This window comes from Bradyrhizobium sp. WYCCWR 13022, from assembly GCF_030435535.1.
Taxonomy (GTDB): Bacteria; Pseudomonadota; Alphaproteobacteria; order Rhizobiales; family Xanthobacteraceae; genus Bradyrhizobium.
In genome coordinates, this window is record NZ_JAUIZJ010000020.1 from 22451 (window position 1) to 35327 (window position 12877).

At 63.7% G+C, this 12877-nt stretch carries 11 protein-coding genes; 5 read left to right on the forward strand and 6 right to left on the reverse strand.

The annotated features are described in order from the left end of the window. Window positions 1-27: 27 nt before the first annotated feature. The gene (locus tag QY049_RS26315) at window positions 28-1074 is read left to right on the forward strand and encodes a peptidase M29 (protein WP_194481470.1); all 1047 of its coding nucleotides are present in this window, start codon (window positions 28-30) and stop codon (window positions 1072-1074) included. Here the strand turns inward: QY049_RS26315 and QY049_RS26320 are convergent. Genes QY049_RS26320 through QY049_RS26340 form a run of 5 tightly spaced genes read right to left on the reverse strand, consistent with a single transcriptional unit; the run spans window position 1071 to window position 6778 of the window. After that, window positions 1071-2063, reverse strand: a complete 993-nt coding sequence (locus QY049_RS26320) for a 3-hydroxybutyryl-CoA dehydrogenase (RefSeq protein ID WP_301270114.1) — start codon at window positions 2061-2063, stop codon at window positions 1071-1073. The two genes, QY049_RS26315 and QY049_RS26320, sit on opposite strands and share 4 nt — an antisense overlap. A gap of 3 nt (window positions 2064-2066) precedes the next feature. Further along, the gene (locus QY049_RS26325; RefSeq protein ID WP_301270115.1) at window positions 2067-3155 is read right to left on the reverse strand and encodes an NAD/NADP-dependent octopine/nopaline dehydrogenase family protein; all 1089 of its coding nucleotides are present in this window, start codon (window positions 3153-3155) and stop codon (window positions 2067-2069) included. Between the two features lie 11 nt (window positions 3156-3166). Next, a complete protein-coding gene (locus tag QY049_RS26330; protein WP_301270116.1) occupies window positions 3167-4678 on the reverse strand; it encodes a class I adenylate-forming enzyme family protein in 1512 nt (503 codons plus the stop codon). A gap of 2 nt (window positions 4679-4680) precedes the next feature. Next, window positions 4681-5970: an acyl-CoA dehydrogenase family protein gene (locus QY049_RS26335; RefSeq protein WP_301270117.1), complete on the reverse strand. Its 1290-nt coding sequence runs from the start codon at window positions 5968-5970 to the stop codon at window positions 4681-4683. A 7-nt stretch (window positions 5971-5977) separates the two neighbouring features. Next, entirely contained in the window at window positions 5978-6778 is an 801-nt protein-coding gene (locus QY049_RS26340; protein ID WP_301270118.1) for an alpha/beta fold hydrolase, read from the reverse strand. Window positions 6779-6989: 211 nt separating this feature from the next. Here QY049_RS26340 and QY049_RS26345 point away from each other — a divergent pair, with 211 nt between their 5' ends. The 4 genes from QY049_RS26345 to QY049_RS26360 all read left to right on the forward strand — a co-directional run bounded on the left by QY049_RS26345 (window position 6990) and on the right by QY049_RS26360 (window position 12387). Continuing rightward, the gene (locus QY049_RS26345; protein WP_301270119.1) at window positions 6990-7751 is read left to right on the forward strand and encodes an SDR family NAD(P)-dependent oxidoreductase; all 762 of its coding nucleotides are present in this window, start codon (window positions 6990-6992) and stop codon (window positions 7749-7751) included. A 42-nt stretch (window positions 7752-7793) separates the two neighbouring features. Next, entirely contained in the window at window positions 7794-8630 is an 837-nt protein-coding gene (locus QY049_RS26350; protein ID WP_301270120.1) for an enoyl-CoA hydratase family protein, read from the forward strand. Window positions 8631-8728: 98 nt separating this feature from the next. Next, window positions 8729-11080, forward strand: coding sequence for a bifunctional salicylyl-CoA 5-hydroxylase/oxidoreductase (locus QY049_RS26355; RefSeq protein ID WP_301270121.1), 2352 nt, complete (start codon window positions 8729-8731; stop codon window positions 11078-11080). A 56-nt stretch (window positions 11081-11136) separates the two neighbouring features. Beyond that, window positions 11137-12387 carry a flavin-dependent oxidoreductase gene (locus QY049_RS26360; RefSeq protein ID WP_301270122.1) on the forward strand — a complete coding sequence of 417 codons (1251 nt, stop codon included), beginning with the start codon at window positions 11137-11139 and terminating at the stop codon, window positions 12385-12387. 8 nt (window positions 12388-12395) lie between these two features. On the opposite strand, the gene QY049_RS26365 is transcribed toward QY049_RS26360, so the two are convergent. Then, window positions 12396-12854 carry a cupin domain-containing protein gene (locus QY049_RS26365; RefSeq protein WP_194481488.1) on the reverse strand — a complete coding sequence of 153 codons (459 nt, stop codon included), beginning with the start codon at window positions 12852-12854 and terminating at the stop codon, window positions 12396-12398. Window positions 12855-12877 lie beyond the last annotated feature (23 nt).

Genomic DNA, 12877 nt, shown 5'->3' on the forward strand with positions numbered 1-12877 from the left:
ACAAGAACAGAGGACCGGGAGTGAATCATGCTGGCGGATCGCATTGAGGCAAAATGGATCGACGCGTTTTGCGAGATCTTTGAGCGTTGCGCCGTCAAGGCCGGCGATACCGCGGCGATCCTCTCGGAAACCCAATCTCGCGCTTTGAATGTGCACCTCGCGGAGCTGGCCCTCCTGCGAATGGGTGCGAAGCCGTTTCACGTGGTCATGCCGACTCCGCGCAACAAGAATATCGTTCCTGTTCGCTCGACGGGCGCCAGCGAGGCGATCCAGAAGGTTGGTCCGGTCATCACTGCACTTCAGCAGGCAGGCTTCGTGGTGGATTGCACGATCGAGGGCCTTATGCATGCGGTGGAGACGCCCGAGATTCTCAAGGCCGGCGCGCGCATCCTGGTGATCTCCAATGAACATCCCGAGGCGCTGGAGCGGATGGTGCCGGATCCGGCACTGGAGAAGCGCGTTCGCGCGGCGGCCAAGATGTTGCGCGGGGCCAAGCGGATGCGGGTCACCTCGAAGGCCGGGACGGCGCTCGACGTCGACATGATCGGAGCGTCGACGGTTGGCGTCTGGGGCTGGACGGACAAACCCGGTACGCTGGCGCATTGGCCGGGTGGCATCGTCGTCAGCTTTCCCAAGAGCGGAACGATCAATGGAACGCTGGTGATGGCGCCCGGGGATATCAACCTCACGTTCAAGCGCTACCTGACGTCGCCGGTGAAGATGACCCTGAAGGACGATTACGTCGTCGACCTGGATGGCGAGGGTGCCGATGCCGCGATGATGCGCGCCTACCTCGCCGCCTGGGGCGATCGGGAGGCCTATGCTGTCTCGCATGTCGGTTTCGGTATGAACCCGGGAGCGCGCTATGAGGCGCTGTCGATGTACGACCAGCGCGACACCAACGGCACGGAGATTCGTGCCGTCTCCGGCAACTTCCTGTTCTCGACCGGCGCCAACGAGTTTGCTGGTCGCTACACGGCGGGCCATTTCGACTTGCCGATGATGGGGACGACCATCCAGCTCGATGGGGTCGCGGTGGTCCGGGAAGGTGTCCTCCAGGACGTATTCGGCTAGCTGCGGTCGCGCACGGGCGGTCGAGCCAGGTCGAAGTGCCTGAGCAAGTCGACCATGGCCTGGAGCCGCTTCACGCGGTAAGCATCAACGTCCATGCCTGAGTAGTCGAGGAACCCGGCGCCTGTGCGCAGGCCGATCCGGCCTTCATGCATGTTGCGCGAGATGACCTCTGGCGCCCGATAGCGGTCGCTTCCCAGTGCGCCCTCCAGATACCGGCTGGCGTAATACAGAATGTCGCCGCCGCCCCAGTCGATGAATTCCAGCAGTCCGAGCACGGCATAGCGGAAGCCGAAACCGTAGCGGATCGCCTTGTCGATCTCCTCGGCGCTGGCGACGCCTTCTTCGACCATGCGCGCGGCCTCGTTCATCGCCAGCGCCTGGATGCGCGGGACAATGAAGCCGGGAGTCGCCGCGCAGACCACGGGGACCTTGCCGATGCCTTCGAGCAACGCCTTGACCTCGTCGATGATGGTGGGGTCGGTGGCTTTGCCGGGCGACACCTCTACCAGCGGGATCAGATATGCCGGGTTGAGCCAGTGCACGTTGAGGAAGCGCCGCGGATTTTCGATTGCTCCGGAGAGATCGTCGACGAGGATAGTCGACGTGGTCGATGCGATGATCGTATCTGGGGCGACCTGCCTTGAAGCTGCCCCCAGCACCTCGCGCTTAAGCTCGACGACCTCGGGTACGCCTTCGAAAACCATTCCGGCTTTGGACAGCGCGGCGCCGCTTTGGCTCGCCTGCACCACTGAAACCCGCGCGATCAGCGGATCAACGTCCGCCGCGGTCAGCAACCCGAGCTTCGCGAGGCTGGCAAAGGTCTTCCTGACCTCGCTGAGTGCATCCGCTCCGAGCTGGGCGAAATCCTCCGCTGAACGCGCCTTGATGTCGATCATCGTGACCGTGTGTCCCGCATAGGCGAACGCGACCGCGATCCCCCGGCCCATGCGACCGGCCCCGAGGCAGGCAATGTTGGTGCGACTGCTCATCAGTCAAAACCCTTCGCGAAGCAGTGTCTGCAATTCGGCCTTGTGAAGCTTGCCAAGCCCCAGCGTCTCCAACGTCCGGCCGCCTTGCGTAAAGTCCTCGCCGCAGATTGCGCCGCCGATGGCGAGGAATGCCTTGGCGAGCGGCGTAGCGACGCCAGCCAGTTCAGCCGCAGACACCAGCAGCGACAATCCGAGCCGCAGATCCTCACGCATGTAGCGGTGCTCGGTCAGCACGATCCGTTCGCGCCAGTCGCCGGAGTCCGTCAGGCGGTCATGCGAACCGCGGCCATACATCCAAATCTCGCCTTCCTTCGCGTAGTGGTGCGCAAGTGGAAAGTGCGGCGCGCCATAGCCTAGCGCCTCGCGCACGGCGATCCGCTCGGCATCGAGGGCGTCGGTCACGCGCCGGATAGCGGCCTGCGTTCCTTCCTTGTGAATGTCCCATCGCTCGAAATGCTCGATCGGGCCCGCGTTCATCACGATCAGCGGCGGATGAATGATGCAGCCCGCATTCATCAGCGCGCCAGACAGCGCGTCACCGCAGGGCTCGATCACATCAGGAAAGGCGCGTCCAATTACCTCGAGCGCGTGTGGCGCCTGGTTGAGCGGGAACACGCCGACCGGCAGCCGCTTGGCGCGGATGGTGATGGCGACCTCGAACGGTCCGTGCTTGCGGGTGAGCCAGGGCAGCGTGCCAGTCTCGGCAAAGCTCGCTTTGGCACGGTTCCCGGCGTCTCTCGCGGCCTGCGCGAAGATCATTGAGCCGAATGTCGCAGGTGGCAGGAAGACCACCTGGCCATCACGCAGATGCGGGGCGAGTAAACGTGCGATGTCCTCCTGCGCGAAAGCGGGAGCAGGGCAGAGGATCAGTTCAACCTCGCTGACCGCCTCGGCGATATCGGTCGTTACCAGCGCCAGCTTTACGTCGTGACGGCCATTGTGGTCCTTCAGCAGGATGCGCGAGCCGACGGCACGATGTGCGTCGACCTGTTTCGCGTCCCGGCGCCACAGTCGAACCTCGTGCCGCGACAGCGCAAAATCGCCCGCGGCCGCGTAAGAGCCGTTTCCCCCGCCCAGAACCGCAATCTTCAAGATGCTTCTCCTTACGTGCGCGACTGCGCATCAAGCTGCTTCAGCAGAAAATGCTGAACCTTGCCAAGCGCTGTGCGCGGCATGTCGGCGACGAAGACGATGTCGCGTGGAACCTTGTAGCGCGCAAGCTGGGCTTGAACGTGCGCTCTCAGTTCGTCCGCTTCGAGACGGCAGCCGGATCGCCGGATGACGTAGGCGATGGGCACCTCGTCCCAGCGCGGGTCCGGCCTTCCGATCACGGCGCATTCGCTGACATCGGGATGCTCGAGCAGCACCCGTTCGACTTCGGCGGGATAGACGTTCTCGCCGCCGGAAATGATCATGTTCTTCTTGCGGTCGCGGACCCAGAAATAGCCATCGGCATCGCACAGGCCGATATCGCCGGTACGATACCAGCCGTCGTGCAGCGCATCGCGCGTGGCGTCCGCATTGCCCCAATATTCGAAGAACACGTTGGGCCCGCGCACCGCAATCTCGCCGGGTGTGCCCGCGGGCACCTCGTTGCCGGCCTGATCGATCACCTTCGCTTCGCAGCACAAGCCTGCCAGTCCGGTCGATCCCGCTCGCGACAGGTCCCCGCCGAGGCGGGTATAGACCGCGATGGGGCAGGTTTCCGTCGAGCCATAGACCTGGAGCACCGGCACACCGCGCGCGACGAAGCGATCGATCAGGTGCGCTGGCACGATGGTCGAGCCGGTGGCGACGGCTTTCAGCGAGGAGAGATCCGTTGTCGCCCAAGCCGGGTGCTCGCTGACGGCCTGAATGATTGCGGGCACCATGACCGTCAAGGTCGGCTGTTCTCGTTCGATCGCGGCGAGCGCGGTGTCCGGGGTGAAGCGGGCGTGGATTGTGACGGTCGCACCAAGCTGGAGCGCCGCGGTCGTCTGAATATTGAGACCGCCAACATGGAAGAACGGTAGCACCGTGAGGATATGATCGTCCGACGTCATGTTGTGCATGTGCTGGCTCATCACGCCGTTCCAGAACAGCGCCTCCTGCCGCAGCACCGCGCCCTTCGGCCGTCCGGTTGTCCCTGACGTGTAGACGATCAGAAGCGGGCAGGAGAGATCGGTGTGCGGGTTGCGCCCGCTACTTCCCCTTCGTGCCAGCAGGCTTTCGAGGGTCGTGCCGCGCGGTGGCGAGAAATCGAGGCCAATGACCGCAGTCCCCGGCGCGAGTTCGGAGAGAACGCCCTCAAACGCCTGCTCGAGCACCAGCACCTTGGCGCCGGCATCGGTGAGGATGAAGAGCTGCTCGGCGATCGCCAGCCGCCAGTTCAGGGGTACCAGCATCGCGCCGAGCCGCGCACATGCGTAGAGCAGAACCAGATAGTCGGGCCGGTTCAGGCTCAGGATCGCGACGCGGTCGCCGCGTCCGACACCGCACTCATGCTTCAGGGCTGTCGCAGTCCGTTCGATGCGATCGGCAAGCGCCGCGTAACTCAGCCGTCCGCCTTCAAAGGCAATGGCTGTCTTCTCTGGCGCAAACGCCGCGTTGCGATCGATCAGACTACAGAGATCCACCGTCAGTCGTCCGTTTCGCCGGCCTCGTAAAGCGCTTCGCGGCCGATTCGGTCGAGGCAGAGCTCGGCCGTCCAGGGCAGCATCAGCGAGCCGCAGCGGCTGTCGCGATAGATGCGCTCCAGCGGAAGTGACCGCAGCATGGCCTGACCGCCGCAGGTACGGATCGCGAGTGCCGCGAGCTCGTTGGCACCTTCCATGACCGAATATTGTGCGGCGTAGGCGCGCAGCACTTGCTCCTTGCTCGGATTGGCCCGGGCTTCTGTAACGGCCTGGAACCAGATCCCCTTGATCTGCTCCAGCTTGACCTGCATTTGCGCGACCGCGATCTGCTTGGTCGGGTACATCCGGCGCTTGACCGGCGGCATGCCTGGGACCTCGCCACGCAGATAACGCACTGTGAAATCATAAGCGGCTTGCGCAAGGCCCATATAGGTCGGAGACAGCGTCAGGAACATGTGCGGCCAGCGCATCGCGGCCTGGAAATAGACACCGCGCGGCATCAGCGCGGAATCGTCTGGCACGAACACATCCTTGAACAGCAGCGTTCTCGAGACGGTGCCGCGCATGCCAAGTGGATCCCAGTCGCCGACGACGGAAACGCCGCGCGATTTCGCTGATATCGCCAGGTAGAGCGTATTGCGGCGCGAGGCTTTCTCGCCTTCCTCGATCTCGGTGCAGAGTACGCCGTAATAGTCGGCATGGCCGGAGAGCGACGCAAAGATCTTCTTGCCGTTGACGATCCAGCCGCCTTCGACCGGCTTGGCTTCCGTGCCGAAGGCAACACCGCCCGCGGCTGCGGCGCCGCCCTCGGAGAAGGGTTGCGAGTAGATCGCGCCGTCTTCGACGATGCGCTTGTAGTGGACGGCCCGCCGCTTTTCGTGTTCGGCGCGGGTCTGCGCATCCATGTCGAGGTCATCGGCCAGAGGCCCCGACCACAGCGTCGAGCAGACATGCATGTTCCAGGTGAGCGCCGTTGCTCCGCAATAGCGGCCGATCTCCGCAGCTGCCAGTGCGTAGGTCTGGTAGTTGGCACCTAGCCCGCCGTGCTTCTTGGGTACGGCGATGCCGAGCAGGCCGACGCGGTGCAGGTCGCGATAATTCTCGGTCGGGAAGATCGCCTCGCGATCGTATTTCGCGGCGCGGCCAGCGAATACGCTCTGGCCGATCTCGCGTGCCCGCGCGATGATCTCGGCCTGTTCGTCGTTCAGGCGGAACGCCACTGGATCGAAGATCGGCGCATCCAGCGCGACCCTGTCGCTCGTGCCGATCGTCTTGCTGACTTGCATGGTCATTGCGCAGTCACCCGTGTTTTGCGGCAATAGAATCGACGAAGCCGCCGAGGGCCTTGTCGAAGGCGTCAGGCCGTTCGAGGTTGGCGAGATGGCCGACGCCGGAGAGTTCGACATATTTGGCCGCAGGAATGTAGGTCGCGGTCTTTGCCATCATCGGCGCAGGGGCATTGTTGTCCTTGGAGCCGGACACCAGCAGCGTTGGGACCGATATGTCCTTGAGCGTGCTGCGCTGATCGAAGCCGATCAATGCCAGCATCATGGCGCGATAGGTTGCTTCAGGCACGCTTGCCATGCACTCGCGCGCCAGCTCAATTCCCTTGGGATCGGGATCGTCGCCAACGAGCTCATTCACCAGAGACGGTGCCAGAGACTTCATGGTCTCTCCACGGTCGAGCGGACCCAGCCGCGCGGCGATGAACGATTTCTGCCAGTCGCCGTCGGCCTTTCCGAAGGCGGGGCTGGTCTGTGCCAGAACGACCGCACGTGCCAGTTTCTGCGATTGCACCAGCCATTTCTGGACGATCATGCCGCCGATCGAATGGCCGACCAGAATGGGATTTGTCGCGCCAATCTGCTGGATGAATTGCTGGAGGGCATCGGCCAGGGCAGCGATGCTGACGTCGGCGAGCGGCGCCGATCCGCCGTAGCCCGGCATGTCCCATGCGATCGCGCGAAAACGATTGCCGAATGTAGCAAGCTGCTGTCGCCAGGCCCGCGCCGCGCCGCCGATGCCGTGCAGGAAAATCAGAGGTATCGCGTCTGGATCGCCCGCGGCTTCGTAGGCGAAGCGTCCATCCCTCGTTGTCATTGGTGCAGGCTGCGACACGCGGCATCCTCTTTCTTGCCCGGCGATGCTAACAGGCTTGTGTGGGATGGGAAGAGATAATTTTATACTTAAAGCAATTTTCGGGCCGGTCTCCCGCGGAATCCGTTCGCGGCGTGGATCCGCGCTTTCGTTGCAAAAATTTGAAGGTTAAAATATATCGGAAGAACGATCATCGAGCGCAGGGAGCAAGCGCATGTCCGGATTGCCGCATTCGCCGCACGCGCTGGTAACAGGTGGCGGCCGCGGCATCGGCCGTGCGATTGCGGCGGCTCTTGTCGGCGCTGGCGCCGCCGTGACAGTGCTCGGCCGGAATGCGGCTACCCTCGAAGATGCGATCAAAGCGGGTGCCGCGCACCATGCCGCCGTTGCCGACGTCTCGGACGAAGCTGCCCTGAGGGCAGCCATCGCCGCAGCGCATGCGCGAAAGCCGATCGATATCCTGATCGCCAACGCCGGCAGCGCCGAATCCGCGCCGTTTGGGAAATCGGACAGTGCCCTGTTTACGCGCATGATGGACGTCAATTTCATGGGCGTTGTCCATGCCATCAGCGCCGTGTTGCCGGGGATGAAGGACCGCCCTTACGGGCGCATCGTCGCGATTGCATCCACAGCCGGGCTCAAGGGTTATGCCTATGTCAGTGCGTACACGGCGGCCAAGCACGCCGTGGTCGGTCTCGTGCGCTCGCTCGCGCTTGAATTGGCCAGCAGCAACGTCACGGTGAATGCGGTGTGTCCCGGCTTCACCGACACGGATCTGGTCGCCGGCAGCATCGACAACATCATGAGGAAGACCGGGCGCACCCGCGAGCAGGCGATCGCCGAACTTGCCAGGCACAATCCGCAGGGGCGCCTGATCACGCCACAGGAAGTGGCGAATGCCGTGCTTTGGCTGTGCAGCACGGATGCGAGCGCAATCACGGGTCAGGCGATTGCCGTCGCCGGCGGCGAGATCTAGCGTGCGTGAGCGGGCGCGGAACAAGAAAGCGAAGGAGATCGCATGAGCAGACCAGCCAATCCCGTCACCTTGCCGCTCTCGGACTATTCGCCGCAGCACTTCTTGCTGGCGGTGGTCGACGGCGTCGCCACCGTGACGCTCAACCGTCCGGAACGGAAGAATCCGCTGACGTTCGAGAGCTATCGGGAACTGACCGATTTCTTTCGCGCCTGCGCGTTCGACGATGCGGTCAAGTCGATCGTCGTCACCGGTGCCGGCGGTAATTTCTCCTCTGGCGGGGACGTATTCGAGATCATCGGCCCGCTGGTGAAAATGGACACCAAGGGGCTGACCGCATTCACCCGGATGACCGGTGATCTCGTCAAGGCGATGCGGGCCTGCCCGCAGCCGATCGTGGCGGCGGTCGAGGGCATCTGCGCCGGTGCCGGTGCGATCATCGCTATGGCGTCCGACATGCGGCTTGCCGCAAGCGGCGCCAAGGTGGCGTTCCTGTTCAACAAGGTGGGGCTTGCCGGTTGCGACATGGGCGCCTGCGCGATCCTGCCGCGGATCATCGGCCAGTCCCGCGCTTCCGAGCTTCTTTACACGGGCCGATTCATGACCGCGGAAGAGGGCGAGCGCTGGGGCTTTTTCAGCCGTATCGTCACGCCGGAGCAGGTGCTGGCCCAGGCGCAATTGCTGGCCAAGCAGGTCTCGGAAGGGCCGACCTTCGGCAACACCATGACCAAGCGGATGCTGGCGATGGAATGGGCGATGTCGGTGGAGGAAGCGATCGAAGCGGAGGCCGTTGCCCAGGCCCTGTGCATGACGACGGCCGATTTCGAGCGCGCCTACGAGGCCTTTGCCAACAAGGTCAAGCCCGTCTTCAGGGGCGATTGAGCGGCCTTTCCCGTTGGGAGGCCCGGGACGGGGACTTGCGCAAAATTATTTTAGGCTTAAAATAGTTTTCATGGCCGGGGTGAATTGGCGAGGCTCCCATGAAAGTCGCGATCATCGGTGGTGGACCTGCGGGTCTCTACGCAGCGATCCTGCTCAAGAAGCAGCGCCCGAGCGCCGATATCACCGTGTACGAGCGCAATCGCGCCGACGACACCTTTGGCTTCGGCGTTGTGTTCTCGGATGCCACGCTCGACAATTTCGAAAAGCACGATCTTCCGAGCTACCGCCGCATCACCCAGGAGTTTGCCTATTGGGATGATATCGCCGTGCATTTTCGCGGCACGGTGCACAGGGTCGGCGGCAACGGCTTTTGCGGCTGCTCGCGGCAGAAGCTGCTTCTGATCCTCCAAGAGCGGGCGCGCGAGCTCGGTGTTGTCCTGCAATTCGAAGTGGATATCGACGACGAGTCTCGCTTTGCCGATGCCGACCTCATCCTGCTCGCCGACGGCGTCAACAGCCGTTTTCGCGAGAAATACGCTGAGCACTTCCAACCGGAAGTCGACCTCCGCGCCAACAAGTTCGCGTGGATGGGATCGACCAGGCCGCTCGATGCTTTCACCTTCATCTTCCAGGAAACGGAGTGGGGACCCTTCATCGCCCATGCCTACCAATATGAGGCGGGCCACTCGACCTGGATCTTCGAGACCGATCCGGAGACGTTCGAGCGGGCCGGGCTGACGGGACTGAACGAGACCCAGTCCGCGGCGAGGATGGCCGAGATCTTCGGCTGGTTCCTCGATGGGCACAAGCTGCTCACCAACCGCTCGATGTGGCGCAATTTCCCGATGATCCGCAGCAAGCGCTGGGTGAAGGGCAACATGGTGTTGCTCGGCGATGCCAAGGCGAGCGCGCACTTCTCGATCGGCTCCGGCACCAAGCTTGCGATGGAGGACGCGATCGCGCTGGCCGAGGCGATGGCGAAGGCGCCCGACATCAAGGCCGCGCTGGATGTCTACGAGCACGGCCGCCGCGAGGAGGTCGAGAAGACCCAGCACGCCGCCGACGTCTCGCTGGTCTGGTTCGAGCACGTCGACCGCTTCTGGGATTTCGATCCCGTGCAATTTGCCTTCGGCGTGATGACGCGCTCGAAGGCGATCACCTATGACAATCTGAAGCTTCGTGCGCCCGATTTCGTCGCCGAGGTCGAGAAATCATTCGCGAGGCAAGTGCGCAGCAACGGCTTCGACGTCAGCACCGACGAGCCGATTGTGCCGCTATTCCAGCCATTCCGGCTTCGCGAGATGGAGGTCCCGAACCGTGCCGTGATGTCGCCGATGTGCATGTACTCGGCGAAAGAGGGCGTTCCTGGTGATTTCCACCTCGTGCACTACGGCTCGCGCGCGATCGGCGGCGCCGGCCTGATCTTTACCGAGATGACCTGCGTCAGCCGCGAGGCCCGGATCACGCCCGGCTGCGCCGGCCTGTGGAATGACGAGCAGGAAACTGCCTGGCGCCGCATTGTTGATTTCGTCCACGGCAACTCGGCTGCAAGGATCTGCCTGCAACTCGGGCATGCCGGCCGCAAGGGCGCGACCAAGCTGATGTGGGATGGAATCGATCGTCCGCTGGACGAAGGCGGCTGGGATGTGGTCTCGGCGTCGCCGCTGCCCTATTTCCCCGACAGCCAAGTGCCGCGCGAGCTCGATCGCGCCGGCATGAATACGGTGAGAGATTCGTTCGTCGCGGCAGCCGAACGCGGCGAGCGCTGCGGTTTCGACATGCTCGAGCTGCACTGCGCCCACGGCTATCTGCTCGCCAGCTTCATTTCGCCGCTGACGAACACGCGTACCGACGAATATGGCGGCTCGCTCGAAAACCGGCTGCGCTTTCCGATCGAGATTTTCGAGGCGCTGCGGGCGGTGTGGCCGAAGCACAAGCCGATGTCGGTGCGCATTTCCGCGACCGACTGGGCTGACGGTGGCGTCACCGGTGACGATGCGGTTGCCATCGCGCGCGCCTTTGCCGAGGCTGGCGTCGATCTCGTCGACGTCTCGACCGGGCAGACGGTCCGCGATGGGCAGCCGGTCTATGGCCGCATGTTCCAGACGCCATTTTCCGACCAGGTCCGCAACGAGGCGCGGGTGGCGACCATGTGCGTCGGCAATATCACGACCGCGGACCAGGCCAACACCATTTTGGCCGCGGGCCGGGCCGACCTCGTCGCACTCGGACGGCCGCATCTGGTCGACCCTTTCTTCACCATGAAGGCGGCGGCCTGGTACGGAGCGGACGACGCATTCTGCCCACCCCAATATTTGCCGGGAAAGGACCAGATCTTCCGCAACAGCGTGCGTGATCGGCAGGATCTCGAAGAGCTGAGAATTAAGGCTAAGCCCAAGACCCGGGCGGAGCTCAAGGCGGAGGCGACAAAGCCGCTTGCGGCCGAGTGACCGCCCGTGCGACGTTAACCCCGTTGCCTGGCGTGTTTTGAGTGGAGTTGAGGGCGATGAAGGCGATTATCGTCGGCGGCGGTATCGGTGGTCTCACCACCGCCTTGATGCTGCGGGCCCGCGGCATCGGCTGTGAGATCTTCGAGCAGTCCGATACGATCCGCGAACTCGGCGTCGGTATCAACACGCTGCCGCACGCCATGCGCGAGCTCGCCAGCCTTGGCCTGCTGCAAAAGCTTGACGACGTCGCAATCCGCACTGACCAGCTCTACTACCTCAACCGCCATGGCCAGGAGGTCTGGCGCGAAGCGCGCGGCGTGGACGCAGGCCATGATGTCCCGCAATTCTCGATCCATCGTGGCCGCCTCCAGGGTGTTATCCATCGCGCCGTCGAGGAGCGGCTTGGAATGGAGGCGATCCACACCGGCTGCCGACTTGGCGCATTCACGCAGGACGAGGGTGGCGTCACCGCTTACTTCTTCGATCGCGCCGGGGCGCACATCCACACGGCGCGCGGCGATATCCTGATCGGGGCCGACGGCATCCACTCGCGCGTCCGTGACACGCTGTTCCCGAACGAAGGGCCGCCGTGCTGGAACGGCTTGATGCTGTGGCGCGGTGCGCGCGACTGGCCGCTGTTTCTCACGGGTAGGTCGATGATCGTCGCCGGTGGCCTCAACGCCAAGGTGGTGATCTATCCGATCGCGGAGGGATCGAGCCAGGCGAGCCGTCTCACCAATTGGGCGGTGCTGGTGAAGGTGGGCGAGGGCAATGCGCCGCCGCCGCGGAAGGAAGACTGGTCGCGGCCGGGCCGGCGCGAGGAACTGATGCCGCATGTCGCGCGCTTCTCGGTGCCCTATGTCGATGTGAGGAGCCTCATCTCGGCGACGCCCGAGTTCTACGAATACCCGACCTGCGACCGCGATCCCTTGCCCTATTGGTCGTCGGGACGCGTCACCCTGCTCGGCGATGCCGCCCATCCCATGTATCCGGTCGGCTCGAACGGTGCCTCGCAGGCGATCCTCGATGCGCGCTGCCTCGCCGACGCGCTGGTGCGCGCCGAGCATCCGCGGCAGGCCTTGATGGAATACGAGAAGAAGCGCTTGCCGATGACCGCGGACATTGTCCGCTCCAACAGGCGAGGTGGCCCCGAGGGCGTCATCGACGCCGTCGAGCAGCTCGCGCCCGACGGCTTCGACAATATCGAGAATGTGCTGAGCTATTCCCAGCGGGAGGCGATCGTACGCGGCTACGCTACCAAGGCCGGATTCGCCGCGGTCCCGGGACTTGCGGCAGTGCGCGCGTAAAGCGGCCGCTAGCCGGCGCCGGGCGGCGGCGGCAGGAAGTGGATGTTGAACTCGGCGGCCATCGCCACGACGTCCTCCGGCTTCTGCTCCTTCATGTTGTGAAGGCCCCAGAACAGGTCGAACAGTTTTTTGGTCGGTGACACCCAGAACAGCACCTTTGCGGTCTGGTCCGATTTGTTGAAGATGCCGTGCGGCACACCCATGCCGAGCCGGATCAGATCGCCGGGCGTCGCCTGCGCTTCCGAATTGCCGAGCACGAAGTCGAGCTTGCCCTCCAGCATGTAGAGATATTCGTCCTGGTCGGGATGGATATGCGGCGGCACGAACGTGCCCGGAGGCAGCGTGGCGTGCCAGGAGAAACTGTTCTCGGTGTTGCTCTTCGGCACATAAGTCTGGCCGAGGATGTTCCAGGAAATGCCCTGGATGCCTTCGTTAGCCCGCGTGATGCCGGTGATTTCGCTCTTCATTGCAGTCCTCCCATAACGCGACG

What these genes read in the sequence shown, in the direction of transcription:
- QY049_RS26360 (WP_301270122.1), top strand. Translation starts at nt 11,137, where the DNA reads ATGAAGGCGATTATCGTCGGCGGCGGTATCGGTGGTCTCACCACCGCC.
- QY049_RS26320 (WP_301270114.1), bottom strand. Translation starts at nt 2,063, where the DNA reads ATGAGCAGTCGCACCAACATTGCCTGCCTCGGGGCCGGTCGCATGGGC.
- QY049_RS26315 (WP_194481470.1), top strand. Translation starts at nt 28, where the DNA reads ATGCTGGCGGATCGCATTGAGGCAAAATGGATCGACGCGTTTTGCGAG.
- QY049_RS26355 (WP_301270121.1), top strand. Translation starts at nt 8,729, where the DNA reads ATGAAAGTCGCGATCATCGGTGGTGGACCTGCGGGTCTCTACGCAGCG.
- QY049_RS26345 (WP_301270119.1), top strand. Translation starts at nt 6,990, where the DNA reads ATGTCCGGATTGCCGCATTCGCCGCACGCGCTGGTAACAGGTGGCGGC.
- QY049_RS26335 (WP_301270117.1), bottom strand. Translation starts at nt 5,970, where the DNA reads ATGACCATGCAAGTCAGCAAGACGATCGGCACGAGCGACAGGGTCGCG.
- QY049_RS26340 (WP_301270118.1), bottom strand. Translation starts at nt 6,778, where the DNA reads ATGACAACGAGGGATGGACGCTTCGCCTACGAAGCCGCGGGCGATCCA.
- QY049_RS26365 (WP_194481488.1), bottom strand. Translation starts at nt 12,854, where the DNA reads ATGAAGAGCGAAATCACCGGCATCACGCGGGCTAACGAAGGCATCCAG.
- QY049_RS26350 (WP_301270120.1), top strand. Translation starts at nt 7,794, where the DNA reads ATGAGCAGACCAGCCAATCCCGTCACCTTGCCGCTCTCGGACTATTCG.